This is a genomic window from Oceanobacillus sp. M65 (genome assembly GCF_052246275.1).
Lineage (GTDB): Bacteria > Bacillota > Bacilli > Bacillales > Amphibacillaceae > Oceanobacillus_B > Oceanobacillus_B jordanicus.
This window is the reverse complement of record NZ_JBQQCJ010000003.1, coordinates 87,457-111,614: the sequence shown is the minus strand read 5'-3', so window position 1 is coordinate 111,614 and position 24,158 is coordinate 87,457. Positions and strand designations below refer to the sequence as shown.

Annotated in this window: 27 protein-coding genes, 1 pseudogene and 1 other annotated feature; of the genes and pseudogenes, 21 read left to right on the top strand and 7 right to left on the bottom strand. The window is 38.9% G+C overall.

The features are described 5' to 3' along the window. Nucleotides 1–34 precede the first annotated feature (34 nt). The 6 genes from ACTWPF_RS12670 (at nt 35) to ACTWPF_RS12645 (ending at nt 4,185) form a co-directional block, all read left to right on the top strand. The gene (locus ACTWPF_RS12670; protein ID WP_443149330.1) at nt 35–787 is read left to right on the top strand and encodes a CPBP family intramembrane glutamic endopeptidase; all 753 of its coding nucleotides are present in this window, start codon (nt 35–37) and stop codon (nt 785–787) included. 63 nt (nt 788–850) lie between these two features. Continuing rightward, on the top strand, nt 851–1,018 hold the full coding sequence (locus ACTWPF_RS12665) for a hypothetical protein (protein WP_161465673.1): 168 nt from the start codon (nt 851–853) through the stop codon (nt 1,016–1,018). Further along, the gene (locus ACTWPF_RS12660) at nt 987–1,244 is read left to right on the top strand and encodes a hypothetical protein (RefSeq protein ID WP_443149329.1); all 258 of its coding nucleotides are present in this window, start codon (nt 987–989) and stop codon (nt 1,242–1,244) included. The genes ACTWPF_RS12665 and ACTWPF_RS12660 overlap by 32 nt, the downstream gene beginning before the upstream one ends. Nucleotides 1,245–1,328: 84 nt before the next feature. Next, complete coding sequence (locus ACTWPF_RS12655) at nt 1,329–1,874, top strand: alpha/beta fold hydrolase (protein WP_443149328.1); 546 nt, start codon at nt 1,329–1,331, stop codon at nt 1,872–1,874. A gap of 237 nt (nt 1,875–2,111) precedes the next feature. Then, entirely contained in the window at nt 2,112–2,978 is an 867-nt protein-coding gene (locus tag ACTWPF_RS12650; RefSeq protein WP_443149327.1) for a thermonuclease family protein, read from the top strand. 112 nt (nt 2,979–3,090) lie between these two features. Next, complete coding sequence (locus tag ACTWPF_RS12645; RefSeq protein ID WP_443149326.1) at nt 3,091–4,185, top strand: glycerol dehydrogenase; 1,095 nt, start codon at nt 3,091–3,093, stop codon at nt 4,183–4,185. A gap of 48 nt (nt 4,186–4,233) precedes the next feature. On the opposite strand, the gene ACTWPF_RS12640 is transcribed toward ACTWPF_RS12645, so the two are convergent. Further along, entirely contained in the window at nt 4,234–4,800 is a 567-nt protein-coding gene (locus ACTWPF_RS12640) for a cupin domain-containing protein (protein WP_443149325.1), read from the bottom strand. A 182-nt stretch (nt 4,801–4,982) separates the two neighbouring features. On the opposite strand from ACTWPF_RS12640, the gene ACTWPF_RS12635 reads away from it, so the two are divergent. Further along, nucleotides 4,983–5,951 carry an MsnO8 family LLM class oxidoreductase gene (locus tag ACTWPF_RS12635; protein ID WP_106896372.1) on the top strand — a complete coding sequence of 323 codons (969 nt, stop codon included), beginning with the start codon at nt 4,983–4,985 and terminating at the stop codon, nt 5,949–5,951. A gap of 66 nt (nt 5,952–6,017) precedes the next feature. Here ACTWPF_RS12635 and ACTWPF_RS12630 read toward each other — a convergent pair whose 3' ends face one another. Then, entirely contained in the window at nt 6,018–7,256 is a 1,239-nt protein-coding gene (locus ACTWPF_RS12630) for an MFS transporter (protein ID WP_106896373.1), read from the bottom strand. Between the two features lie 65 nt (nt 7,257–7,321). Beyond that, nucleotides 7,322–7,582: a binding site (T-box leader), on the bottom strand. A 209-nt stretch (nt 7,583–7,791) separates the two neighbouring features. Between ACTWPF_RS12630 and ACTWPF_RS12625 the strand changes: the two genes are divergently transcribed. The 6 genes from ACTWPF_RS12625 (at nt 7,792) to ACTWPF_RS12600 (ending at nt 14,055) form a co-directional block, all read left to right on the top strand. Beyond that, on the top strand, nt 7,792–8,328 hold the full coding sequence (locus tag ACTWPF_RS12625; protein WP_443149324.1) for a hypothetical protein: 537 nt from the start codon (nt 7,792–7,794) through the stop codon (nt 8,326–8,328). A 568-nt stretch (nt 8,329–8,896) separates the two neighbouring features. Then, a complete protein-coding gene (locus tag ACTWPF_RS12620; protein WP_443149323.1) occupies nt 8,897–9,925 on the top strand; it encodes a C45 family autoproteolytic acyltransferase/hydolase in 1,029 nt (342 codons plus the stop codon). Nucleotides 9,926–9,991: 66 nt separating this feature from the next. Next, a complete protein-coding gene (locus tag ACTWPF_RS12615) occupies nt 9,992–10,561 on the top strand; it encodes a nucleotidyltransferase family protein (RefSeq protein ID WP_443149322.1) in 570 nt (189 codons plus the stop codon). A gap of 271 nt (nt 10,562–10,832) precedes the next feature. After that, the gene (locus tag ACTWPF_RS12610) at nt 10,833–12,662 is read left to right on the top strand and encodes a MotA/TolQ/ExbB proton channel family protein (RefSeq protein WP_443149321.1); all 1,830 of its coding nucleotides are present in this window, start codon (nt 10,833–10,835) and stop codon (nt 12,660–12,662) included. Then, the gene (locus ACTWPF_RS12605) at nt 12,652–13,344 is read left to right on the top strand and encodes an OmpA family protein (RefSeq protein WP_443149320.1); all 693 of its coding nucleotides are present in this window, start codon (nt 12,652–12,654) and stop codon (nt 13,342–13,344) included. The genes ACTWPF_RS12610 and ACTWPF_RS12605 overlap by 11 nt, the downstream gene beginning before the upstream one ends. A gap of 168 nt (nt 13,345–13,512) precedes the next feature. After that, nucleotides 13,513–14,055 (top strand): 3D domain-containing protein, encoded by a 543-nt coding sequence (locus tag ACTWPF_RS12600; protein WP_443149319.1) that lies wholly within the window; start codon nt 13,513–13,515, stop codon nt 14,053–14,055. Between the two features lie 121 nt (nt 14,056–14,176). Here ACTWPF_RS12600 and ACTWPF_RS12595 read toward each other — a convergent pair whose 3' ends face one another. The 3 genes and pseudogenes from ACTWPF_RS12595 to ACTWPF_RS12585 form a co-directional block, all read right to left on the bottom strand. Then, complete coding sequence (locus ACTWPF_RS12595; RefSeq protein WP_443149643.1) at nt 14,177–14,668, bottom strand: methyl-accepting chemotaxis protein; 492 nt, start codon at nt 14,666–14,668, stop codon at nt 14,177–14,179. Nucleotides 14,669–14,710: 42 nt separating this feature from the next. Beyond that, nucleotides 14,711–15,055, bottom strand: a pseudogene (locus ACTWPF_RS12590) (PAS domain-containing protein); the annotation flags it as partial. A 341-nt stretch (nt 15,056–15,396) separates the two neighbouring features. Next, on the bottom strand, nt 15,397–16,233 hold the full coding sequence (locus ACTWPF_RS12585) for an aldo/keto reductase (protein ID WP_443149318.1): 837 nt from the start codon (nt 16,231–16,233) through the stop codon (nt 15,397–15,399). Between the two features lie 231 nt (nt 16,234–16,464). Between ACTWPF_RS12585 and ACTWPF_RS12580 the strand changes: the two genes are divergently transcribed. Together ACTWPF_RS12580 and ACTWPF_RS12575 are read left to right on the top strand one after the other, a co-directional pair. Continuing rightward, entirely contained in the window at nt 16,465–17,244 is a 780-nt protein-coding gene (locus ACTWPF_RS12580) for a Cof-type HAD-IIB family hydrolase (protein ID WP_443149317.1), read from the top strand. Between the two features lie 49 nt (nt 17,245–17,293). Then, a complete protein-coding gene (locus tag ACTWPF_RS12575) occupies nt 17,294–17,905 on the top strand; it encodes an HD domain-containing protein (RefSeq protein WP_238018435.1) in 612 nt (203 codons plus the stop codon). 25 nt (nt 17,906–17,930) lie between these two features. Here ACTWPF_RS12575 and ACTWPF_RS12570 read toward each other — a convergent pair whose 3' ends face one another. Beyond that, nucleotides 17,931–18,551, bottom strand: a complete 621-nt coding sequence (locus ACTWPF_RS12570) for a helix-turn-helix transcriptional regulator (RefSeq protein ID WP_443149316.1) — start codon at nt 18,549–18,551, stop codon at nt 17,931–17,933. A gap of 168 nt (nt 18,552–18,719) precedes the next feature. Here ACTWPF_RS12570 and ACTWPF_RS12565 point away from each other — a divergent pair, with 168 nt between their 5' ends. Continuing rightward, on the top strand, nt 18,720–19,340 hold the full coding sequence (locus ACTWPF_RS12565; RefSeq protein WP_443149315.1) for a superoxide dismutase: 621 nt from the start codon (nt 18,720–18,722) through the stop codon (nt 19,338–19,340). Between the two features lie 237 nt (nt 19,341–19,577). Continuing rightward, entirely contained in the window at nt 19,578–20,123 is a 546-nt protein-coding gene (locus ACTWPF_RS12560) for an NADPH-dependent FMN reductase (protein WP_238018429.1), read from the top strand. Nucleotides 20,124–20,159: 36 nt separating this feature from the next. On the opposite strand, the gene ACTWPF_RS12555 is transcribed toward ACTWPF_RS12560, so the two are convergent. After that, a complete protein-coding gene (locus ACTWPF_RS12555; protein ID WP_443149314.1) occupies nt 20,160–20,786 on the bottom strand; it encodes a metal-dependent hydrolase in 627 nt (208 codons plus the stop codon). A gap of 113 nt (nt 20,787–20,899) precedes the next feature. Between ACTWPF_RS12555 and ACTWPF_RS12550 the strand changes: the two genes are divergently transcribed. The 4 genes from ACTWPF_RS12550 to ACTWPF_RS12535 all read left to right on the top strand — a co-directional run bounded on the left by ACTWPF_RS12550 (nt 20,900) and on the right by ACTWPF_RS12535 (nt 24,153). Then, a complete protein-coding gene (locus ACTWPF_RS12550; RefSeq protein ID WP_443149313.1) occupies nt 20,900–21,568 on the top strand; it encodes a sirohydrochlorin chelatase in 669 nt (222 codons plus the stop codon). A 2-nt stretch (nt 21,569–21,570) separates the two neighbouring features. Next, nucleotides 21,571–22,008 carry an antibiotic biosynthesis monooxygenase family protein gene (locus tag ACTWPF_RS12545; RefSeq protein ID WP_443149312.1) on the top strand — a complete coding sequence of 146 codons (438 nt, stop codon included), beginning with the start codon at nt 21,571–21,573 and terminating at the stop codon, nt 22,006–22,008. Between the two features lie 99 nt (nt 22,009–22,107). Further along, nucleotides 22,108–22,899 (top strand): PAS domain-containing protein, encoded by a 792-nt coding sequence (locus tag ACTWPF_RS12540; RefSeq protein ID WP_443149311.1) that lies wholly within the window; start codon nt 22,108–22,110, stop codon nt 22,897–22,899. A 459-nt stretch (nt 22,900–23,358) separates the two neighbouring features. Then, on the top strand, nt 23,359–24,153 hold the full coding sequence (locus ACTWPF_RS12535; RefSeq protein ID WP_443149310.1) for a TolB family protein: 795 nt from the start codon (nt 23,359–23,361) through the stop codon (nt 24,151–24,153). Nucleotides 24,154–24,158 lie beyond the last annotated feature (5 nt).

Here is a 24,158-nt window from a genome sequence, read left to right as displayed (position 1 = left end):
ATTCAAATTTATGATGGAAGGAAAGTGCAATTTATTGAAGAATGCATGGATTGTTTCTTTTATCCGTATTCCCTTGCTTATTAGCGTGTTGTTGGTTCTCTTTGTCTTGTTTAAGCTATTTGGACTAGAACTTCCTTTTCCATTTCTTCCTGACCTCTCAACCATTTATTTTACTGTTGTAAATGTGCTATGTTACTTCTTTTTAAAGCGAGTGTTAAAAAAAGAGGGACGCTCGTTTAATGAATTAATTGGTTTTCGTAGAGAGCTATTAGGAAAGGATATTTTGTTCGGTTTCTTATGGCTGTTTGTTTTATACATACCATTCGTGATTGCAGTTATAGCAACCATGTTTTTGTTATATGGGGTGGACTTTGTTGACCATTTTCAAACTGTATTTGCAGGTGATATAGAGGGGGCTGCGTTTTCACGACCAAGGTGGTTGATGTGGTCTGCAGCTGTTGTCTCGCTGATCTTTCCTTTTCTTAATGCCCCGATTGAGGAGTTAATGTACCGTGGTTATGCACAAACGGTGTTTAGAAAATATTATAGTAAACTTTGGGTAGCTATTTTAATTCCAGCCAGCGGTTTTGCATTGCAACATATTATGTTAGCTGCAAGTGTACAAGGAGCTTTTATCTATGCTGTTGCCTTTTTCGTGTGGGGTGCCGGTAGTGGACTTATTTATTATAAACAAAAGAGATTGTTTCCCCTTATTGTTTGCCATTTCATTGTTAACATAGCATTCAGCGTATTCCCTATTATATTTCTCATATTTAATATCTATTAGACAATGTCTGGAGCAGCAATTTCGGAATAGAAGCAACTTATTATAGAGAAATGGAGTCTTACAGTGAAATATTTCATCCTAACTGTGTCTGGTCTTATGTTGCTAGTGATGATTGTTGTAACCTTAAACCAGCAAAATTCTGAGGAAGTAGTAGAAAGACAGCCTGATGTCGCAAATCAACAAGATAATCAAGTACAGAGTGAGCAAGAGCCAGAACAAGATTCCTATTAAAGTAAACGGTGAAAAAGAACTTTTCCTGTGGGAGAATATTGAGCAATTCGGTACGCTCGCTATTAGTTTGAAACGGAATAATGGAGTAGTTTGGAGTATAGCATTAAATGAAAACTTTGAGATTCATGCAGAAGCCTCTAAACCAACTGACGGTAACATTACATTATATAAGGCCAGTTTACAAAACAGTGAACCGATCTTATTAGATCCTAAAACCAATAGTTAAAATATTCTGGGGGTGTAAATGAATGAAGCTCAAAACAAGTGATGGGTTAGCGTTGTATTATGATATTAGTGGAAAGGGTGCTCCTTGTCTATTCTGCATGGGGGACCGGGATACTGGAGTAAATCGTTTCAGCACTTTGCAAGGGATTTGTTAGAAGAAAATTTGCAGATGATCTACTTGGACCAGCGGGGATGTGGTAGATCTGAACATAGTCCTATACAAGACTATTCCTTAAAAAGAGTAGTTGAGGATATAGAAGCGTTACGCATTCATTTGGGGATCGAAGAATGGTGGATCATAGGTCACTCCTTTGGTGGCATTCTTGCAGTAAATTATGCTAGCAAATTTCCCAACAGGATGAAAGGGATGATCTTATCAAATGTAACCCTACATATGTTAGCTTCTTTTCAGCATCAGATTATAAGAGGAGCTTCATTATTAAAAAAAGATGTACCAGAAATAGATACATTGAGTTTAGAATCATTTATAAAAACCTGTTATGAAATACTCACTAGTTTGTTAGAAAATGAGGTTTACTTTTCGTTCCAATATTCCGATTTAGAAATGAAGAAGGAAGTAGACTTAATTGAGTGTTTTCATCAAAAGATTATTTTCGAGATTTTTCGTTGATAACGAGTGCTATTACTAATCCAGTACTAATTATAGCTGGGGAAAACGATCACGCAGTGGGTCCAACTCATCATCAATTATTTCAGTTTAAAAATAAGCAAGTCAGTTTAATAAAAGGCAGCCATCATCCGTATATAGAAAATCAAGAGGCATTCAAAGAAACCAACCTTAATTTTGTGTGCAGATAGTTTTGTAGACACTATCTGGAATTAACTAAAGCATACAGGGAGGAACAGCATGAAATTACATATGTACATAAAAAAAGTTCTGATTGCTACATTTCTATTAATCTTTGTAGTAGGTTGTGGAACAATCGAGAACATGGGGGAAAACGGAACATTAGAAGAAACTGAAAAGCCTATGGTGGAAGAAAGGAACGAAAAGGAAGCCGTGCAACAGGAAAAAGAGGTTGAGAGCGAAAACCATAATAAAGAGACGGACACTCAAGAAGAGACTTTGGAAGGGGCGAAAGTGAGCAGAGTGGTAGATGGCGACACGGTCAAAGTGATCTATGATGGAAAGGAAGAAACGGTACGCTTGCTGTTAGTAGATACACCAGAGACAAAGCACCCATCCAAGCCAGTTCAGCCTTTAGGACCTGAAGCGAGCAGTTTTGCGAAAGAGAGGCTGGAAGGGAAACATATAGAGCTTGAGTTTGACGGGCCTGCTAGGGATAAATATGGCCGACTCCTTGCTTATATTTGGGTAGATGGTGAGATGTTTAATCAAACCCTGCTAGAACATGGGCTGGCCCGTCTTGCATATGTATATGACCCGCCCTATGTACATTTTGAGGCGTACATGAAAGCACAGAATAGGGCAAAGGATAATGAGCTTGGTATATGGAGCAGAGAAGGATATGTGACAGATAATGGGTTTTATTATCAAGACGAGGAAGAGAAAGCTGCAAACAATAGAGATAAAGAGCCCGAGGCTTCAAATAAAGTAACTTACGACCCGAATGGCCCTGACAGGGATTGTGGAGATTTTGATACCCAGCAGGAAGCACAAAATTTTTTTGAGGCAGCTGGCGGACCAGAAAAAGATTCACATCGCTTAGATGGAAATGATGACGACGGATTGGTTTGCGAAAGTCTGCCATAGGGTAACATAAATATTGGTGTACACTTAAAATATGTAGAGTTTGTGAAGTTATGAACAAACAGTGGTAAATAGTGGTATACTATAAGCATAAATAACATGAAGGAGTGATTAGATGTCTGAGATTGTATTTGTTTCACCTAGTAAGTATATCCAAGGGAAAAACGCTTTAGAGAAGATTGGAAAGCATGTTAAGGAAACTGCAACACGAAAACCTTTAATCCTCTCTGATGAAACGGTATGGGGAATTACAGGAGAAGCTATTGAAAAAAGTTTTAAAGAAGAAGATTTGGCCTATCATTATGTAGAATTTAATGGAGAAGCATCTTGGAATGAAATAAACAGAATTACAGATGAAGGAAAGAGTGAATCAGTAGACGCAGTAATCGGAGTCGGTGGTGGTAAAACACTTGATACTGCAAAAGCGATTGCTGATCAATTGGATACAGGCGTTATTATTGTTCCGACAACAGCTTCTACCGATGCACCAACAAGTGCTTTGTCGGTAATTTATTCGGACAAAGGGGTATTTGAATCCTATAATTTTTATAAGAAAAATCCAGATCTTGTGCTAGTAGATACAAAAGTAGTTGCTGGTGCGCCGCCAAGATTATTTGCTTCAGGTATTGCGGATGCGATGGCAACCTGGGTGGAAGCAAGAGCCGCTATTAAAAGTAACAGTGATACCATGGCTGGTGGCAAAACAAGCATTGCTGCCAAAGCTATTGCAGAAAAATGTGAAGAAACACTTTTTGCATATGGACAAGCAGCTTACAAAGCAGTAAAAGAAGGTCTTGTAACCCAGCATGTGGAAGCTATTGTGGAGGCAAATACATTACTGTCTGGTCTAGGATTTGAAAGTGGTGGATTAGCTGGAGCACATTCCATTCACAACGGTTTTACAGTATTAGAGGGAGATATTCATCATCTAACACATGGCGAGAAAGTTGCATATGGAACCCTTGCGCATCTTGTCCTAGAATTACACCCTGAAGTAGAGATTCGAAAGTATATTGATTTTTATCAATCACTTGGGCTTCCGACAACGTTAAAAGATTTGCATCTGGATAATGCATCCTATGAAGATCTAGTTAAAGTTGGCGAAGCAGCAACAAGTGAAGCAGATACAATGGGTAATCTTTCTCCTGGAATTACTGCAGAAGATGTAGCAGATGCTCTTCTGGCAGTAGATCAATTAAGTAAGTCATAAGTGAATAAAACAGATCAGGGATGAGTTCCTTGATCTGTTTTTATTTGGTTAGGAATGATGATAACCTGGTTCAGATGCCATTGCTTGTGATTTCGTTTCGTGAACAGTGCCAAATGGGTGCTCTGGAGGAGCATAGATGGAATACAATTTCAGTGGTTTGTTACCGGTGTTTGTAATATTATGCCAAAATCCTGCTGGAATAAAGATAGCATCATCATCAGATACACGGCGTTTGAACGACAGGTTATCTTTCTTTTTACCCATTTCGGTTAAGCCACGACCCTGTTCAATGCGCAGAAATTGATCTACATCTCGATGTAGCTCTAGTCCAATGTCCTCTCCAACTGGAATGCTCATTAACGTAACTTGCAGATGGTCTCCGCTCCATAAGGCAGTACGGAAGGTATTGTTCTGCTTGGTTGCTCTTTCGATATTGGTCACAAAGGGTTGGTGACCATAATCTTTTAGTGTAATTCTCGGAAGATCACTTTGTGGCCAATTATTTCCATAGTAATCAGGATAATGACGAACAGCTGGATAATAAGGGTATTCAGGTGGGAAAGCATTATAGTGTGTAGCAATAACATGTGGATGGGGATAAGGGTAATAATACATAGACTTCAATCCTTTCACATTTTGCTCTTATAGTATGTAAGAGATTGGGTAAATGTCATTGAAAATTGTGTAGAAGTAATGTCTATAGTTGGCTCGATTATAAAGCATTATAGTAGTATGAGCGTTTATCTTTCCTTCCGCTACGTAATAAGGGAAAATGGAACAAAAAAGGGGTTTAATGGATGCGGTTAGGTGTGTTAGATCAGATGGCACAGCCAAAGGGTATGAGTGCAGAAGAAATGGCTGTGTGTACAATAGATTTGGCTAGATATGTAGAAGATTTGGGCTATGAACGATATTGGTTTGCAGAACATCACGGAACAAAAGGGCTTGTTTCTAGTTCTCCAGAAATCATGATGGCTGCCCTTGCAGGACAAACGAAGAAAATAGCTGTGGGAAGTGGTGGTATTTTGCTGCCACAATACAGTTCATACAAGGTTGCAGCTCAGCTACTACAGCTCCAAGCTCTTTACCCTGGAAGAATTGAAGCTGGCGTAGGGCGTTCACCTGGGGGCAACGAAACCATTCGGTCGTTATTGGCTGACGGGAAGCCGAGCCAAATGGCTGAATACCCAGAAAAACTACAAAATCTCCTGCGTTTTATACAGGGAGAAGGAAAAGTTAGAGCGGCTCCACGCACGGAAGTGGCTCCTAGCTTATTTAGTCTCGGATTAGGAGAAAATAGTGCAGAATTTGCAGCTGAATTAGGGATAGGCTATGTTTTCGGTCACTTTATAAAACCGGAAAGGGGAGAAGCGAGTCATCAACGATACCGTGAAAGGTTTAAACCTGGTCTCTTCCAATCCTCTGTAAGCAGAACAGCGGTCTTTGTAGTATGTGGGGAAAACGATGCACATGCTGAGGAGTTAGCGCGGAGCCAGGATCTCTGGCTCCTGCAGGTAGAAAAGGGGTTGGATAGTCGTGTTCCTAGTGTGCAGGAAGCTAATGAAAAACAATTAAGTGTGTCAGAGGAAGAGAAAATACAGTTTAATAGACGCCGAATGATAATTGGTGGTCCAGAAAAAGTTAAATCAGAGCTCCTTCGGTTATCAAAAATTTATAAGTGTGAGGACTGGTTAATTTTAACCAACCTCTATGATTTTAAAGAAAAAGAGCGTTCGTATCAAAGGATTAAGAAATTGTTCTCTTAAGGATTAAAACAGGAAGGAACATGGGGGTATAGCCATGTTCCTTTTTACAAAAGCTTCGAATTGCCATCATTGGTCTGCAATAGGAGACTGGAAAAATCTCCTTCTGGAGGGTAATACACTTGCACCAAGTAAGACAACCGACAACACGAACATAAGGAAAACGCCCAGGCTGACAGTCAACCGAATTGATATGAATAATGTGGCTATACCCATAAAGCCAGTTGCAACAATAATCAAGATTGCTTCCAGCAAATTATAGAAGCTTCCAATCCGTCCCATCATATCAGATGGGATGTGATGCTGGTAGAAAGTAAGGAAACCAGTGTTAGCAAAAGAGATGAAAAAGGCAAGAATAAAGAAGCCTATCCCGGCTATTAGGAAGTTAGTGGAGAAGGCATACACAATATATCCAATTGTAACAAATACAGCCCCACCTCCTATTAAAAGGGAGGTTTTTAGTTTTTGTACAATTAGTGTATTAATACTAGCTCCTATTATAATGCCAGTCCCAGCAATCGTAACCAGAAATCCGTATTCACTATCTGATAAGAAGAGGACTTGTTTAGCAAAGGCAGCCTCCAGTGAATCCACTGCACTTGCCAAAACCAACATAACTGAGCTGAATAGAAAGTAAATGACAAAAACATATCGATTCGTAAGGCTGAAGGTTAAGACTGCTTGCCAATCTTTTCTTAAAACCCCTATAGTATTGGCTTTCTCTTGCTCTGAAACGATCTTCCCTTTCTCAAGATCAGGAAGTAGCCATGTGATTAATCCTGCGATAATTAAAGCAAAACCATTGATGTAGATAGCCAATATTGGCGATCCTATAAAAAACAGAATGCCGGCAACAGCAGGACCAACTAAAAAAGCTCCTGATGTAACAAAGCTGTGAATAGAATTGAATTGTTTACGTTTTTTAGGTGGAATTAATTTTGTCATGTAGGCCATAGAAGCTGGTTCAAACATCGAGGCCGCCATATTTACGATTAATACTGTCACATAGATAAGCGGAAGAGATGTTGCAAATAAAGGAAGAAAGCCAATGACCATTCCTCTAAATAGATCTAGTCCCATCAATAATCTCCGTTTGTTCATTCGATCGATAAGGCTGCCAGCCCAGAAATTCGTGAGCAAGACGGCTAATGGTTTTATTAAGTAGAGTCCAGTTACGGCTAGAGCAGAGCCAGTTATATTTAAGACAATAAGATTCAGTGAAATGAAATAAACCCATTCTCCAATGTTTGATATACCAACCTTGAACAAAAATAGAGTGGGATACTTCCTATTAGACTTTTCCTTCATTCTTCCTCTACTCCTTTCAATTAAAAAATGCAAAACAAAAAAATCTCACCCCCAAGACGTAATGTCTTAGGGACGAGATTTAAAATTCTAAATCGTGGTGCCACCCCAGTTTGCTAATATGTCACCACATTAACCTCTTCAAGTACGGCAAAGATTACTTTGCTTATACTTTAGCTCTGTAACAGGAGCGCCTGTCACGCTATCATGTATCAATCCAGCGTGCTACTCAGAGTCTTGTTTCAATGAATAAATACACACTCCTTTTCAGCGACCGGAGCTCTCTGTTGTATATTTACTTCATTTACTTTTCTCGTCATCGTTTTTTAAAATGATTTTAAATAGTTTAGCATGGGACGGAATGAAGCGCAATCCTAAATTTCACCTTAATTATTTATCTAACAATCACACCACACCATATTGCATTGAAGCATTGTAGTCCATAACCAACCATCCTCATTCTTCTTGTGATATGGTAAACTGATAATAGTTAAAGGATCTATTTGCAGGACAATTATAACGAGAAGGGAACATTAGTATGTTTGGCAGATTAATATCAATGATTTATCTTAAAGCAATTCGTTTCTTTGTCCATTCTGTTTTGAAGAAAAGAGGCAGGAAGGAAAAGGACTATAAAGAGGTAAACAAGGTTTTGAAATCCTTGCATAAAACTCTTTTAGATAATGAGCAGTTGAATGAGGATTTTACCGAAGGGCCAGCGCCTGTTCAGAATAAGAGCTCCAAGGAGTTAATAGCAGCATTTATTGCGGTCCGCGAAAAGAGAGAGGAAGAAGATTTCTACATAGAGGTAGGTAGAGCTTGGGTTAAGGATCTTGGCAGCAGAAATCTGAAAGCATCGTTCATTTGTGTTTTTGGATTTTTTGCTGTCTGGTTTGGTGGCATGTTACTAAGTGAATACATTAGCGGCATCATTGGGATGATATATATCTTGGGAACATTAATTTTTCCTGTAGTTGGTATTTATTATGCATTTAGAGGACAACGTGCTTTAAAATGGGTCCTAGCAGCAGTGAATATTTTCAACCTTTTAACAGCTATGCAAGTAATTCACTAATGTGCACATATATCCTGACATTCCGAAGCTATTCCTATCGCCAGTAAAAGAGTGTATTTACTCCCATTTCGTGGTATACTATTTACGAATAAGCATAATGTATAAAAAACCGCTCCATGCTGGACACATGGAACGGTTCCAATAGACCAACCCCATAAGGGGGCGGTACACTCAGAGAAGTAATCCCTCAGCGCCTGGCTAAAGCACATGAGGGGTTATTTTTTTTGGTTCTTGTCAGACATGATAAACGCAATAAGCATCCCGAAGGATATCATTAACGTTAACACCGATTCAATCCCCATTGGCATCACCTCCTTTTTAGGAATCTTCCTAAAAAGAGAAGTGCACCAACTCCCTCATGTGAAGCCAGTCTATTGTCTTCTAACTATATCATAAACGGGACCGCTTTTGGTCAAGATAATGGCGGTCTGCTAACTAATGCTTGTGTTTTTTTCTACGTAGTTATTAGTTGAAAGTATATACCTATCTTTAAGGAGCATAAAAAGACAGGAACTCTTGCCTTGTTATTCGTATAATGGAATTAAATATCGAAGCAAGGAGATGAAAAATGATGGGGTCATTTACTGTGGATATTCTGCAGCTAAGGAATAGTTCTTATCAAATAGGGAGGGATTTAGGGGAATTTTATCGTGACAGACCAATATTGAATACATATGACTCAATAACAAAATCAGCTATTGATGAGGAAAGTATGAAGTCTTTATACTGCTCATTGGCACCACACTTACTGGAAGAGTTGACGGGAATAGCAGATGGTTTGAATATATCCTTCAGGAAGGCTGCAGCTATGTTCAGTGGTTATGATGTTCCGAAAACCAAGGCGATGGGATGCTCTGCAATTCTTACAAAAGAATATTATGTGAGAAATTATGATTTTTCACCGGAATTCTATGATAGGCTGTTCACACTTAGTCAGCCAAAAGATGCGTTTGCTACAGCGGGATATAATCTTCTCCTACTGGGGAGACACGATGGTGTCAACCAAGTAGGATTAGTGGCTGGGCTACATTTTGTTAGCAATCAATCATATACCACAGGGATTTCAGCCTGGATAGGGGTCCGTATGGTTTTGGATACTTGTAGTACAGTTGATGAGGCTACTCAATTATTAAAAGAGATACCTCATGCTGCTTGCTACAATATTTCCATCGGTGATCGATTTGGTGATTTTGCAGAAGTGGAGATTAGCCCTGACAGCGTGATGGTAAGACGTGGAGAGAAAATGCTCTCCTGTGTAAATCATTTTCAGGAGCACACAATGCGAAAGAAAAACAGGGATATCATTACGGGTTCGGTTCAACGAGATGCTTTTTTACATGGATTAGAAGTGGACCTAATGACCCATGAGACAATGTTTAACCTTTTTAAGGATCCAACTTCACCGCTGTATTTCACTAATTATAAAAACTTGTTTGGAACCCTACATACCTTCTCCTATTCTTATAAAAAAGCGAAAATCCTTACGACTATTGCTAAAAGCGAGAGGGTCTTAGAAATGGATTTGAAAGAGTGGGTCAAGGGAGTGAATTTAGATGTACAGAAAATGAATGGTTTTATCGAGGAAGACGAAATTTGAGAAACAAACACCTCCTCCTATGTTAAAATGGAAATAGAACAAACGATCCGTATAGGGGGTCTCCACATGGTGAAAACCGAACAAGATATTATAAAGCTTATACAAGATGACAAAGAAATGATGCGAATACTGAAAATAGCTAAAAAGCTAGATTTGCCGGATTGGTGGATATGTGCGGGATTCGTACGTTCAAAAATCTGGGACACATTACACGGGTTTAAGAAGACAACCCTCCCAGACGTAGATGTTATCTTTTTTGATAAAACCAACATAGAAGAATTAGAAGAAAAGAGACTTGAAGCGAAGCTGCATGAAATGTTCCCTGAAGTTCCCTGGTCGGTAAAAAACGAAGCGAGGATGCATATGGTAAATCACTTTACGCCATACACATCTTCAGAAGACGCTATATCTAAATTCCCAGAAACAGCTACAGCACTTGGGGTGAGGTTAAACCATGAAGACCAAATTATTTTAATCGCTCCTTGTGGAATTAAAGATGTAGTAGACTTAAAGGTGAAGCCAACCCCGTATTTTGCCAAAAATAGCGACCGGATGGCCATTTATAAAGAGAGAATTAAAAAGAAAAACTGGCAGTCTATTTGGCATAAGATAAATGTGTATACTCCAGAAGGTTAGGTAGGCTAAATTAGTACATATGCAATGGCAGTCAGGTAGTTTAGGATTTTATTTGTTATAGGTCTCTATAATATCATAGTAATATTTTTCGTCAGGATAACATTGTTATCCTGACTTTTTTTGTTTCTTAAAAACCTTGATTAATAGTGTTGAAATTCTTTCTTTCATCTAACTTGTACACATGTTTCGCCTTTCTTTTGAATAGCAATAGAAGAAGAGAATTCTAAGAGTATGACCTAGAAAATATGCGAGCTACAAGGAGGAAAATAAAATGGTGCAAGCCATTCTTGAGATGTTTACAAGTGAGCAAAAGGCGGAAGCAATATTAGCTAACTCAATGATAGAAGCCATTTTTGTTCTTTTGTTTGGTCTTTTTATCATCGCGGTGCTACTTCATATTACATTGTTTGGGAAACTGAAAAAAGTACGGAATTACGTGAAAGACACAAATCGATTAGATATTGAACCACTACAAGGTTTCCAGGAACAATTTAACAACAAGCAGGGAGTAGGTGTGAAGGCGGAAACCTTCGTGCAGGAAAAGTTTTCAGGGTGGCGCTTTTTTCAAGTGCCTGTTGTAAGTTTAATTAAGATGATTCAAATGACCGTGTCGGTCTTTATCTTACTTGGAGTATTGGGGACGTTTATCGGGCTTACCTCATCTCTTGGTAGCATTAATATCAATGATAGTGATCTGGTCGAGGGAGTTGCTGGAGTATTGGCGGGCATTGATGTGGCCTTTTATACGAGTATTGCAGGGATGGGCTTCTCATTAATAATGACGCTACTCATTAAAATAATGAACACAGAATTTATCTTAACGGATATCATGCTCATGACAGAGTCCAGTCTGGAAGGGACAGAGCAGAATAACATGGGGCGACTAATTGGTGTTTCAGAAGCAATCAATCAATCGATCCTCAGCCTGCAGAAGACAAATCAACAATCCTTACAAGGTATTGAAGCTTCATTCACTGGATTTAAGGAATATACTGCTGGATTACAACAATCTGCCAAGGATTTGGCGGCCTTTAATGATGGATTATCGGATAATCTTGAGGAATTTCAAGGACTATTCCAACAAATGAAAGATGTAACAGATGGCTTTTCCGAAGGGACAACCAGCCTAAATAAAAACTTCGATTCACTGTTTTCTTATTTTAAAAAGATGGACACCAAAAACGAACGAATGGTAAAAGTGTTTGAAAACACGTTTGAAAAAATGAAGGAAGTTTCAGATTCACAAATGAAGACATTACAACAATTCGAAATGTCTGTGGGAGAGATCAAGCAATTTACGTCCAAACTTCTGGGAGAACAGGAAACAATGCATACTTCATTTGAAAGAATTCAGGAAAAAAGTGGTGAATTAGTTGATGTGATGGATCATCAAAATAAAACTTTCCAAAGAATTTTTGGAGAGGATCTATCTACGAAACTATCGGGTGTTATGACCTATCTTGGAGAGCTATCTCGAGAATTTGACAAGATGGGCTCATCGATTGTGAAACTTCCTGATGCATTGGAAGTTATTAACCAGACGCAGGCAGAATATAAGCATCTTCTCTCAGATCGCTTTACCGAACTGAAGGAATTTAATCGGACCTTTAGTCAACACTTGAAAAACCATTCGAGTGAATCAATGACATATGAAAAGCACATGCAGGATGCTGCGAATACTTTTGAACAAATCGGGATGAAAAACAATCAACTCATTCAAGATATCAATGCTACAGTCAGCCAGATGAACAATGGATTCCGTCAAAGGGAGAATCAGATGGAGGCAAGTGTTGGGATATTGAAAGATACGCTATCTAACTATGTCGGGAATCTCGAAGGCTCGCTTGGAAATAAATTGGATAGTTTGTTGCAAAGTTTTGGTCGGTACGTTGAGCAGACAAATGACTCGATTCGTAGCGAGTTTAAAGAAGTCCAACGTATTACCGAAGCGACACACCAAAGTAATGGCAGATTTATTCAACAAACACTTCAAGAGATTAGCAGGGAGCTTCAATCGATAAATCAACATCGAACCATTCCTCCGCAGCAGCAGCCTGGTAACTGGAGCAATGGGATAGGAATGAACCAAAATGACTTCTAAATATCAACGATTATTTAAAAATGAACAAGAAGAAGGGCACTTCTGGCCATCGTTTACTGATTTGCTAACAACCATTCTGCTCTGTTTTATGCTGATTTTTATTTGCATGATGGTTATTAAATCACTGCAAATTGAAGAAATGAAGGAAACCCTTGATCAGATTATGGGTGTTAGAGCCAAGCTTGTAAGTGAACTAAAAGAAGAATTCAGTGACGCTGCAATGGGTGTTGAGGTAGATGAAAAAACGGGGGCAATTATATTTAATACAGAAATTTTATTCGATTATGGAGAAGATGAATTAAAACCTCAGTCTTTTAAGTTCTTGGATGAATTTGTTCCAAAGTATTTAGATGTTTTGCTACAGAGTGGGTATGAGGAGTACATTGCCGAAATTATTATAGAAGGACATACAGATCGGGATGGCAGTTATTTATACAATCTGCAGCTTTCCCAGGAGCGTGCCTATAGTGTTGCTGACTATATTATGAGTGAAGACTTTCCATATGAGAACATTCAGCAACATGTCGGGGGGAAATTAACAGTAAACAGCAAATCTTATTCTGATCCTAGAACGGACGAAAATGGCGATTATAGTGCAGAGGATTCCCGTAGAGTGGAGTTCAAATTCCGACTAAAGGATGAGGAAATTCTAGATAAAACGAGGGAGATTTTAGGAGATTAGCCCTCCTTTTTTAGCTGACAGACCTCCTAAAAGTTTATTTTAAACCTATTCCGGGTAAGCAATGACTTGTATGGCAGTTTTTCGTCGTATAGGACAAATTACCTTATCAACAGGAAAAAGGTAGGAGGGTTTCACATTCGAAAGGTATTATTAAGCGCCGCACTTATATTGGTAATAACATTCGCGCTTTCAGAGCAAGTACAAGCCGATGAACAACATATCATCACATTTCCTCTTGTGGAAAATTTAATGGGGGAGAATGAAAATGCTGAGGTGATGTCGCCATTAGTCGCGTCCCAATCATTTATTGAAAGTGCAGTATTTACCCCATTGAAGAATTCAACAAATAATGAGGAGGAGAAGGGAAAAGAGCTGAATACAGAAACATTCATCATTACTGCCTATACTGCTGGGGAAGAGTCAACAGGTAAATCACCTAATCACCCAGCTTATGGGATTACGGCATCTGGCAACCTAGTAAAAGAAAATGAAACATTAGCTTGCCCTGCTTCACTCGATTTTGGGACAAAGTTGTATATACCAGAACTGGATGAAACATACACATGTGAGGATCGTGGTAGTGCAATTAAGGAAGGTCGTCTAGATGTGTATATAGAAGATTTGGAAGAAGCGATTCATTTTGGAGTACAGAAGCTTGATGTTCAGATTATAGAGGATAAGAAAGATCGACAGTTTGTGTTTGATGGTTAAAAAGGAGAACTTCCCTGAATGGTGAGTGCCATATCAGGGAGTTCTTTTTTTAAAATCACTCTTTAATTAATTGAAGCGCAGGAAGGCATAAAAAAAGCCCCCTTAGTTTGGAGGAAGGTTGCTATAATAGTTCAGTAAATTGTTGAGCTTGTCCATCTAATTGTTTGGAGGACTCGGTTAGGTCTTTAAAATCCTCTACTGTTGTTTGGACTTTTACTTGTCCTTCCATAATATGTTCTTGAACATCCTTTGTTCCAGCACTTATGGTGTTAATTTCGGATGTGATTCGTTCGATGTTACCACGAATTTGAGTAATGGATATTTCTACATTATTAGATAGCTTGCGGACTTCCTGTGCTACTACATTAAACCCTCTACCATGTTCTCCAGCCCTTGCTGCTTCAATTGCAGCATTCAAAGCAAGTAGATTCGTTTGAGAAGCAATAGCTTTTACAGTTTTAACAATTTCTTGAATCGATTGTGTCTCTTTCTCTAGTTGTGCTAAATTCTCCGTATTTTTTCCAGATACTTTTGTAATACTACCTATTAATGCTAAGAGATCTTCGGAGCGCTCGATACCGGCTGAAGCTTTAGAATTTAGATTAGTAGACATGAGATTTAGTTGGTCTCCAACGCCCATGATGGCTTTGTGTCTGTCTGTAATATCAGTAGCTACTTTTGATACGCCAATAACTTTTGTCTGTGTCTCGTCAAAGATTGGCATATACGTTGCTTCAAGCCATATCTGTTTATTATCTTTCCCTTTTCGTTCAATTTTGTCTTGAAAGCTTCTCCCTTTCAGGATGTTATTCCAGAAGTGGTTATAGTCGGGACTATTGGCGAATTCAGGAAAGCAAAGTTCTTTGTGATGCATTCCTAGCATTTCATCTGTCGTATATCCCACCGTCCTTGCAAATACATCATTTACATAAGCAACACGATAATCAAGCCCAAACCGGATAATGGCTAAATTTTCCTCAATTGCTTTGACTACGTGCATATCTGTTACTTGCTCCGTTTCTTTAGTATGTATCATAGAAAACATCCTCCTAATTCGGGCTACTGTTAAAATTTCTATACATTTAAAATAAGGTAGTTAAATTTAAAGCAGTCCAAAAGGGGAGTCTCCTTATTTTTTAGCGTATTCTATTTTCATCGAGCCTGATATTTTAATCTGATTCTTATGACCTAGTATCATTTCCCTAATTATGAATTGAATAAACCTGAATTAAAAATAATTATTAAAGTTAAGCTAGAATCATTATATAGGACGACTCATATACGAATTCTATACATAAAAAAGCGTCATTCATTAATGAATGACGCTCAACTACTTTTCTATTAGAATTCTTCATAGACTGCTGGATCTTGATCTTTTAACCTACCATCAGGGCGAGTTAACTGTGAGATAGTAGTCATTTCCGATTCACTTAGAGTGAAATCAAAAATGGAAATATTTTCTAGTTGTCGGCTTGGTGAAGCAGACTTAGGAATTGGAATGGATCCAAGTTGGTGGTGCCACCGTAAAATTACCTGAGAAATAGTCTTTTGGTGCTTATCGGCTATTTTGCCAATTGTCTCATTTTCCAGCACGGCGCTCGCTCTTCCCAGAGGACTCCAAGACTCTGTTTTCACATTATTATCTTCATGCCATTTACGTTGCTCCTCTTGATTAAAAAACGGATGTAGTTCAATCTGATTCATGCTTGGTAGCACACCAGTTTCTTTATTCAGTCGTTCAAGGTGCTCTGGTAGGAAATTACATACACCGATGGAACGAATAAGTCCCCATTTCTTCGCATCAATCAGAGCTTGCCAAGCTTCAACATAGTGCCCTTGCTGAGGGTTTGGCCAATGGATTAAATAAAGGTCGTAATAATCAAGTTTAGCTCGGTAAAGCGACTCTTGAATCGTTGTAACAGCTTTATCGTATGGTTGGTAGCGGCCCGGCAATTTTGACGTAACAAGTAATTCTTCTCTTGGTACAGAGCTACGGCGAATAGCTTCCCCGACTGTGCCTTCGTTCTCATAGTTATAAGCTGTATCAATTAGCCTGTATCCAGTACTAATAGCGCTAGTAATTGCGTTTACTCCTTCGTTGCCATTTAGTTTGTACGTTCCAAATCCAATTTCGGGGACAGTTAAACCATCATTAAGCGTGATTTCAGGTATGTGCATATTTTTCGCTCCCTTTCATTATTAGATGTTACAAAAATGTTGACCAATCTCATAACCGATTTGATAAGGTCATATTTGTTATTATTAGACTATCACTATCTATTAAAACGATTCAACTAAATAGATTGAAAATAACTACGATTTGGGTGCAATTACTTGACTTGAAAACCCTTCCATAGTCTATGCTAAGTGTGATAAAAAATAGTATATAGAAAAGGTGGAGAGGTTAGCATGCTAGATAAGCACATCGTATTTTTTGATATAGATGGTACACTTCTTAACGAAGAAAAAGAACTTCCCAAAAGTACGAAAGAAGCCATCGCTGCTTTGAAGAAGGAAGGACATGAGGTTGCAATTGCTACAGGAAGGGCGCCGTTTTTTTTCCAAGCCTTGCGTGAAGAGTTAGAAATTGATACATATGTATGTTTTAACGGTCAGTATGTAGTTTATAAAGGTGAGGTGATTCACCGAAATCCTTTGAATAGCGAATTATTAGAGGACTTAGCAAAAGTATCACTGGCAAAAGAGAATCCGATTGTTTTCATGGGTGAAGAAGAAATGAAGGCAAACGTTCCAGATCACGAGGCCATAAACGAAGGCTTGGCCACCTTAAAAGTAGATATGAACTTAGAACATGATCCAACATACAACAAAGGAAGAGATATCTACCAATCCTTATTGTTCTGTGAAGAGGGCGAAGAGAAATTTTACGAAGAAAAGTATAGTGCTTTTAACTTTGTACGTTGGCACCCGAGATCAGTGGACGTTGTCCCTGCTGAAGGATCAAAAGCGGTCGGGATAAGAAAAGTTACCGATCTGCTTGATATAAAACCAGAAAATCACGTCGCGTTTGGAGATTCATTAAATGATTTGGAGATGCTGACTGAGATTCCGAAAAGTGTCGCAATGGGGAACGGCCATTCTCGTGCAAAACAAGCTGCAAGATATGAAACAGCAGCTGTGGATGAGGACGGGATTCTAAAAGGATTACAAATGTTAGGGCTTTTGTAAATTATTAAAGAATCAGAGGGCAAGAGATGAATAATAGGGGAGAAATAGGATGAAGGATACATTAAGGGATGTTATGCAAGTAATTAAGCTTGCAGAGAAGCTTAAATATGAACTCCGCCACAGTTGGCTTAGCAATGGTAGACGAGAGAGCGTTGCGGAACATACATGGCGACTATCCTTAATGGCAATGCTGATTGAGCCATTAATGGAAGAAAAGCTAGATACTGCAAAGTTATTAAAAATGGTTATTATTCATGATCTCGTTGAGGCAGAAGCAACCGATGTGCCGGCATTTGATACACTGGATAATGAGGAAGTCAAAGCATTGAAGCAAGCTCGAGAGTTACAGGCAATTGATCATCTCCGAGACATACTTCCTCATGAATTAGGATTAGAAGTACACCAATTGTGGATGGAGTTTGAAGATAAGAAGACCCTTGAAGCTAAAACTGCTAATGCACTTGATAAGCTTGAAGCGCAAATACAGCATAACGAAGCCTCTATCGACACATGGCTTCCGGTGGAACATAAAATGAGCTTTATGCTTGGCAAACATGCAGATTTTCACCCAGTTCTAAAGGAATTAAAGGAGCTAATTGAAGAGGAAGCAGATGAAAAGCTGAGAGAAGCAGGGATCGAAACAGATACATTAAAAGCATAAAACAAGGGAATGTCCGATGGGGAGCTTAAAAGCTGATTTGAAACCTGCAATGGTCATTCCCTTCCGTTTTACAGCTTGTCCGATTGACGTTTTCTGTTTGTAAGACATTTTTAAACATGGAAGTTTCACATTTACATGCTACTTTGTATTCTTTTGCGACAGCCATTATCGGACAATTGTACTCGATCAGCTCGTAGCTATTATCATCTATCTTGGTAATGTCAGCCATGTATCCTTTTTCATTTTGGATAGTCTGAAGTTCTTGTATTCTCTCTTGATGTGATTTTTTCTGCATACGTAAAGTATATTCCTTCGTCAAACGTTTTTCTCTGTTTTGAAAAAGCTGTTCAACAGATTTGCTACCATAAAGTGCTTGTATGTCTTGCAGAAATTCTACACTTAATCCTTCATAGCTTTTAGGAAAAAGTAGTTCTCCTTTCGCTGACAACGTATAGCTCTGAACAGGTCTCCCCATTGGCTGCCTGATTTCTTCCGTAACAATAAGGCCATCTTTTTCCATGGCCAATAGATGTTTCCTTACAGCCATGTCGGTAATTTCAAGGCGTTCCGACAAGGCCCCGACCGTCATACGAACTTCTCTTTTTAAAAGATCAAGAATTCTATCTTTGGTTGTTTTTAGTTGCATAGTGCACCTCCTTAAGTCTCTTGTACAACACTTATTTCTGTTATGGCTTCATAATCTCATCAAGCATTTTAGTTGCGATGCCAATTTGATTAGGGTACGCTTTATTTAAACTTATTATACTTTATAGTATAAAAAGTATAAACTATTTCGATTAGGGAGGAAAGTAACATGGCTAAATTTGAATTACCTGCACTATCTTACGCACACGATGCACTAGAACCTTATATTGATGCAAAAACAATGGAGATACATCACGGGAAACATCATCAAACATATGTAACCAAACTAAACGGTGCCTTGGAAGGGCATCCAGACCTTCAGGGAAAATCATTGGAAGCATTGCTTTCTGATCTTGATGCTCTGCCTGCAGAAATACGCACAGCGGTTAGAAATAATGGTGGAGGTCATTTAAACCACTCTTTATTCTGGGAGGTCATTGCACCATCTAAAGAAGCGTCCGCACCAGAAGGAAAGCTTGCAGAGGCAATGAACGATGCTTTCGGAAGTATCAGCAGCTTCGAGCAAAAATTTGCAGATGCAGCAACAACACGATTTGGTTCAGGATGGGCTTGGCTTGTTGTAAACTCAAATAATAAACTGGAAATTACGAGCACACCAAACCAGGATAGCCCTGTTATGGAAGGGAAAACACCAATTCTTGGTCTTGATGTATGGGAACATGCTTATTATCTAACATATCAGAACAGAAGGCCTGAATACATTGAGAACTTCTTTAATATTATTGACTGGCAAACAGTAGCTACAAAGTTTGAAGCGGCTACAAAATAAAGTGAAACTTCAATCTACGAGGAGTTTCATTCTTTCCCCGCTGACTGTTAGTTGAACGAATCGGGGTGTTAGCGTCCGTGTACTCCCACTAAAAACTAACGGTTTCACTTCAAAATTTTGATGTGGGAGGTCTTACGAACAGTTGCACCGGGAAAAACATACAATAGAATAAGGTGTTAACATGCACCTTATTCTGTACATATGCTTTACAAGAAACGACGACAGGAGGGGTACACGTTGAAGCTTACAGGAATATCCGGTTCAGTGGTAGGGGAAAAAACGTCACAGGCCGTACATGATGTGTTAATGACGGCTAAAATGCTTGACCCATCGCTTGAAACGGAATTAATTGATTTAAAGGAATACGATGTAGAAATGGTACGAGGTTTTCCATTAGCAGGATATAATCAAGATACTTGGGACGTTGTAAACAAAATCATGACAGCGGACGCGCTTGTGATCGGTTCGCCAATTTACCAAGCATCGATTTCTGGGGTTCTCAAAAATTTATTTGATCACTTACCTGTCGATGCATTTAAAGCAAAGGTTACGGCAATGGTTACGACTGGAGGTGTTGAAAAACACTTTCTAGTCTCCGAATATCAGTTGAAGCCTATTCTCTCCTACTTAAAAGGAATGGTTCCAACTTACAGTGTTTTCGTTCATAATGATGATTTTAATGATGACAATGAAATTATAAACCCAATTGTAAATGAACGAATATCAAAACTTTCTGAGGAAATACTTCAGCTTCATAGTGCCTTACAGCATAAAAAGGGCTGATCCGCCATGGACCAGCCTTTTTTTCTTAAGTTAATTTTAAAATTCTTTTGAAGAAAGTGGTAAAAATAGTTTGACTCCCCTTTTATTAAAAGGGAGGAATTTACTGTCTGTTACTAGATGGCTTATATACCCTGCCAGACAAGTGTTTTGAACACCAATTAATCCTATTGACATCTCTAATCGGTAGGCAATGTATCCAACGAAAACTACTCCAAGCAACGAATGCGTATAGCTGCGGTGCGAGACGACTGAAGCGATAAGTATAAAGATACCAAGTAAAAATAACCATGTCTCCTGTAAAGATAGGCCAACCGCAATCACAGCAATCCCAGTCAGTGTCAACATATGCCTTTGTTTAATAAATGAGGTAAATACGAAAAGTAAAAGACCAATGCCCAACCCAATGTATTGGTTTGTACCATTGCCTTCATACATACTGTAAACAATCATTAAAATACCAATTAGCTGGCCCACGGATTGAAACAGTTTATGAGAAAGCGTAATTCTCCCACGTAGCTTTCCATCAATATCTAGGTCCGGGAGTAATCCTGCTACTACTCCTATACTCACAAGGAGAGCAGTTTCGGTTGGTGGAGCCGTATAAGTGTTTGCTACGATAAATCCTGTTGCTGCGCCAACAGCAGCATGTGCAGTACCATTCATGTTGTGTTTCCCTTCTTATGTAAATTATTCCACCTTATAGTGTACAACAAAATGTATGTTCTGTTTAGTGAAACATTAATTAAGGAATACAGATAATAGAGAGGAAGAGCTAATTGAAAAAAATAAAGCTACTTGTCTATCATGGCTCGCGTGATGAAACAAAAAATAAATCCTTCCTTGAAATGGTCAATCGGCTACAGGCAAAGGCTCAGGATCCAGTGTTAGGATGCTTTTTGGAATTCGGTTCTCCATTGTTGGAGAATATGATGGCCCAATATCCTCAAGATTACGAAGTTACAGTCATTCCATTATTCTTTCTGAAAGGTAAGCATTATGAAGAAGACTTAAAAGATGTAGCCATTCAAGCTGACTCACCAGTGAACATCCTGCCACCTTTAGTAGAGGATGACCACTTCATAAGATTTATACAACAAAGTTATGATATAAAAGAACCGTTCATCCTCGCAGCACATGGTTCGGCTCACTTTGAGGCTAAACAAGCTCTCTGTGCAATGGCTAAAAGGCTTGCTGAGAAAAGTGGGATGCCTTGGCTGGTGGTCATGCTGGCAGAAGATGGTGCGCAAGAAAAGCTAGTTAATTTTCAGGAGGAGTATGGAAGTGTAACAATGTTGCCTCTCACTTTCGGTAAGGGAAAGGTTTATTATGAACTAAAATCTCTAGCAAGTTCTAACACTAATTTTCATATAATGGATCCTCTATCGTTTAATCAGAGCATAGAAAAATATATACTAAAGAAAATAATGATTTTGGAAGGAAGTTAAGAATGAACCTAAGCCTACAGCATATAGAAAAGGAAGATTCTCTTGCACTATCGGTATTGGCAACGGGCATAGAGGTAGGAGAAAAAGAATACGAGATAATTGACCAATCTGGTGAGCTGAAAGAAAACGCTGTTCATGTATTAAATTATGTACCTGTTAATCATGAAGCAAAGGAAAGGTTTGAAATGCGTTTCCTTAGTCGCCCTAAGCTAATCGAAAAAGAGGCTGGTTTTATATCGATACGCGTCCTGCGACCAATTACAGACAGTACGTATCTAATTCTTACCCAGTGGGAAACCGTGGAAGCATTTCGAGATTGGCAAAGCTCAAAAGCTTATCAGCATGCACATAAAAAGAGAGGGACAAAAGAAGGGCTTGACAAAGAAAAGGGTGTATTGAGTGGAAAGCCCTATCATCATCTTTACAAGACGAAGAGATAGTTCCCTTACGTATAAGTCTACAGAATCATAGACAATTTAATAATTGTTCGATAATATGATAGATAAGAGGGTACTATAATTATAGAGGTGGAGCCAAGCGTGACTAAAAATATTCAAAGTAGACAATATCTTATAGAACAAGCACTTAATTATACAGGAGTTGGCTTAATTATTACAGACCCGACGATCGAGGATAATCCGATTGTTTATGCCAATCAAGGCTTTTACAAACTGACCGGATATACAGAAAGTGAAGTAATTGGTAGCAATTGTCGTTTTTTACAGGGAGAAGAAACAGATGAGACAAGCTTGCAGGCATTACGAGATGCCATTTTGGAAGAACAGCAAATTACCGTACAACTTTACAATTACAGAAAAGATGGAACTGGCTTCTGGAATGAGTTATCAATCGATCCTATGTGGGTAGAGGAAGATCAGAAGACTTATTTTGTTGGGGTGCAAAAGGACGTCACGCAAGATAAAGAGAATGAAAGACTGCTTGCCCAGCATTTGTTAGAAATCGAGCGAATCTCGACCCCAATTGTTCCAGTCCATGATAATGCTTCGGTGCTTCCCCTAATAGGTACGATGGGAGAAGAACGGTTGGATACTATTATGAAATCCGTATCAAACTACCTCGAGCTTTCTGACCAAGATTATTTAATTATAGATCTTTCAGGCTTATATGAAGTTGATAGAAATACGGTAGCTAGATTTTTAAAGATTCACCAATTTATCTCCCTTATGGGTAAACAGCTACTTGTAGCGGGAATCCGGCCTGACATGGCAGTACAGACCGCCACTATACAAGATAAATTTAGAAATATGAAGACATTCAAGAGTGTGCAAACAGCCATGGAATATATCGTCCGGGCTTCTGAAGATAAATAGCGTAACAAGCGGCTGGGGCATAACGTCCCAGCCTTTTTAAACGCGACAATAAGAAAAAAACTGCTTAATTACCGCTCCGGAAAATACTCAGCTTTCCGTGGGCACGGCCTTAGTCTCGGGCCAACAGGATGTTGGTCACAAAGGCGTTGCCACAGGACGTGGCGATCTTAGCCTTTGATCCTTCTCTATCTTGCGGGGCCTTCGGACTCGTGCTGTTCCCACTGGACAAGTAAGGCTTCGTCAGCGATTCATCGCACGCAGAAAATGCGAATGCATTTTCAAGGAGTCTTCGCATTTTTCCTTCGCTAAAGTGTGATTCAATATCGAAAAATTAGGGGCTATCCGGATGTAGTCGAACTTTTTCTGCAATACTCTGTTTGAACATCAGGTTTATGCTTGTTTAATTTTCTTATGTTCCAGCCTGTTCGCAATAAATAAGGAATGAAAGGGGGAAGCAGCATGACACGTAAGCATTGGTTCTTTATTGCTATCGCTATAACGGGTGCCCTTTTGGTGAGCGCCGTCTCTTTTGCGTTGTTTAAGGATAGTGATCCCTATAAAGATTTTACTGGTTTAGGAAGTAGCATTGCGATTTCTCCCGATGATAAAGAAATCGCCTTTTCAGCATATCAAGAAGGCGAAGAAGCCATTTACATAGCTGACATTGATGGAAAAGACGTCAAGCGAGTTGTAGACATTAAAGGAAAGCTCCTACATAATCCAGTGTTTTCTTTTGCTAGTGACGAACTATTATTTTTGGCTGAAGGAGGAGATGGAACGAACGTACTTTACAGTAAGCCTTTAGATGAAGAGCCAGAGCAAAAAACAGGAGAAACGCTGCACATTCGTGATGCCGTGTTTGGACCTGATAAATCTATCTATATAATTGCAATGAAAGCCTCAGAATTTAATAAAGAGCCTGGAGAAACTACTGAAGGATTCGATCTTTACCATTTAAAGGAAGGTAGTGACATACCAAAGAAGCTGACAGAAGAAAATCATTTTTCCATGGATAATCTTTCCGTGTCAGAAAACGGGGAAGCAATATATTATAGCGATTTTAAAGGGGAGAATGAAAGGTTGTATCGTTACTCTTTGGCAGAACAAAGTGTGACAGAGGAAGTGAGTGCACAGGGGTTGGAAATAGAAGATATGTATAACAATAGTCTTGCTCCAGACGGGAAGCATATTGCTTTCTCTGCGGTTTCGGAGGAGTCTAAAGAATCTTCCCTTTTGAATACGATTTGTTTGTGAAAAAT

What these genes read in the sequence shown, in the direction of transcription:
- ACTWPF_RS12650 (WP_443149327.1), top strand. Translation starts at nt 2,112, where the DNA reads ATGAAATTACATATGTACATAAAAAAAGTTCTGATTGCTACATTTCTA.
- ACTWPF_RS12645 (WP_443149326.1), top strand. Translation starts at nt 3,091, where the DNA reads ATGTCTGAGATTGTATTTGTTTCACCTAGTAAGTATATCCAAGGGAAA.
- ACTWPF_RS12640 (WP_443149325.1), bottom strand. Translation starts at nt 4,800, where the DNA reads ATGTATTATTACCCTTATCCCCATCCACATGTTATTGCTACACACTAT.
- ACTWPF_RS12635 (WP_106896372.1), top strand. Translation starts at nt 4,983, where the DNA reads ATGCGGTTAGGTGTGTTAGATCAGATGGCACAGCCAAAGGGTATGAGT.
- ACTWPF_RS12630 (WP_106896373.1), bottom strand. Translation starts at nt 7,256, where the DNA reads ATGAAGGAAAAGTCTAATAGGAAGTATCCCACTCTATTTTTGTTCAAG.
- ACTWPF_RS12625 (WP_443149324.1), top strand. Translation starts at nt 7,792, where the DNA reads ATGTTTGGCAGATTAATATCAATGATTTATCTTAAAGCAATTCGTTTC.
- ACTWPF_RS12620 (WP_443149323.1), top strand. Translation starts at nt 8,897, where the DNA reads ATGATGGGGTCATTTACTGTGGATATTCTGCAGCTAAGGAATAGTTCT.
- ACTWPF_RS12615 (WP_443149322.1), top strand. Translation starts at nt 9,992, where the DNA reads ATGGTGAAAACCGAACAAGATATTATAAAGCTTATACAAGATGACAAA.
- ACTWPF_RS12610 (WP_443149321.1), top strand. Translation starts at nt 10,833, where the DNA reads ATGGTGCAAGCCATTCTTGAGATGTTTACAAGTGAGCAAAAGGCGGAA.
- ACTWPF_RS12605 (WP_443149320.1), top strand. Translation starts at nt 12,652, where the DNA reads ATGACTTCTAAATATCAACGATTATTTAAAAATGAACAAGAAGAAGGG.
- ACTWPF_RS12595 (WP_443149643.1), bottom strand. Translation starts at nt 14,668, where the DNA reads ATGTCTACTAATCTAAATTCTAAAGCTTCAGCCGGTATCGAGCGCTCC.
- ACTWPF_RS12585 (WP_443149318.1), bottom strand. Translation starts at nt 16,233, where the DNA reads ATGCACATACCTGAAATCACGCTTAATGATGGTTTAACTGTCCCCGAA.
- ACTWPF_RS12580 (WP_443149317.1), top strand. Translation starts at nt 16,465, where the DNA reads ATGCTAGATAAGCACATCGTATTTTTTGATATAGATGGTACACTTCTT.
- ACTWPF_RS12575 (WP_238018435.1), top strand. Translation starts at nt 17,294, where the DNA reads ATGAAGGATACATTAAGGGATGTTATGCAAGTAATTAAGCTTGCAGAG.
- ACTWPF_RS12570 (WP_443149316.1), bottom strand. Translation starts at nt 18,551, where the DNA reads ATGCAACTAAAAACAACCAAAGATAGAATTCTTGATCTTTTAAAAAGA.
- ACTWPF_RS12565 (WP_443149315.1), top strand. Translation starts at nt 18,720, where the DNA reads ATGGCTAAATTTGAATTACCTGCACTATCTTACGCACACGATGCACTA.
- ACTWPF_RS12555 (WP_443149314.1), bottom strand. Translation starts at nt 20,786, where the DNA reads ATGAATGGTACTGCACATGCTGCTGTTGGCGCAGCAACAGGATTTATC.
- ACTWPF_RS12545 (WP_443149312.1), top strand. Translation starts at nt 21,571, where the DNA reads ATGAACCTAAGCCTACAGCATATAGAAAAGGAAGATTCTCTTGCACTA.
- ACTWPF_RS12535 (WP_443149310.1), top strand. Translation starts at nt 23,359, where the DNA reads ATGACACGTAAGCATTGGTTCTTTATTGCTATCGCTATAACGGGTGCC.